Annotated in this window: 1 pseudogene; it reads right to left on the bottom strand. The window is 73.3% G+C overall.

What is annotated here, in order from left to right:
• Nucleotides 1-873: pseudogene (locus CLM62_RS49630) on the bottom strand (helix-turn-helix transcriptional regulator); the annotation flags it as partial.

Here is an 873-nt window from a genome sequence, read left to right on the forward strand (position 1 = left end):
GCCTCCTGCAGGGCGGACTCGATGCCCCAGGCCACCGCCAGCGGTGCCGGTGGCATCAGGAGCCAGGAACCGCCGCTGAGCCGGGTGAGGATGTCAGCGCCGGGGGCCACGACCTGGTCGCGGTCATCGGCGGCGCCGCCCGGTTCCTGCGTCCACCATGCGCGCAGCAACGGCAGCAGATCGGCGTTCGGGAAGTCCCGTTGCGGGAGCCGCCGCTCGAGCCGTTGGAGCGCCTCGCGCTGCAGTGCGCCATGACTGGCCGCCCAGGCCGCCCGCAGCGCCATGCTGCCGAGCTTGAGCGCCTGCCCGGGATCGGTCACCCGCTCCATGTCCCGGGTCAGCTGACGGCAGGCGGTTTCCAGATCGCCGTGCGCGAACTCGATCAGCCCGCGAAGCCCCTCGCTGAGATCCGCGACCGTGGAGGCGGAGGACATCCCTTCGGCCCGCTCCAGCATTCCCCGCGCCACGTCGACGTGGCCGGCCTCCCAGGCCGCTCTTGCTCCGTGAGCCAGTCGTCTGGCCGCGTCGTCCGTAGAGGGGGACAGCTTTGCCGCACGTCGCAGGGCACGGGCCGCCGTCGCGCAGCCACCGCGCGCCCAGGAGCGGTGGGCCGACTCTTCCAGCAGTCGGGCCACCTCCTCGTCGGGTCGGCCCACGGCTTCCACAGCCGCGGCGAGGTGCCAGGGCCTCAGCTCGTCGGCGTTCTCACCGGTCAGCACGGAGGCGAGCGCATGATGAACGGCCTGGCGGTTCGCGGGCGGCGCCTCCTCGTAGACCACCGCCGCCATCAGCTGGTGGCGGAAGCGGATCCGCCCGTCCGAGCGCTCGGTGAGCAGGCCCGAGTGCAGCGCCTCGTCCCACGCGACCGCGCCT

Origin of the sequence: Streptomyces sp. SA15, from assembly GCF_002291145.1 — a bacterium.
GTDB lineage: Bacteria > Actinomycetota > Actinomycetes > Streptomycetales > Streptomycetaceae > Streptomyces.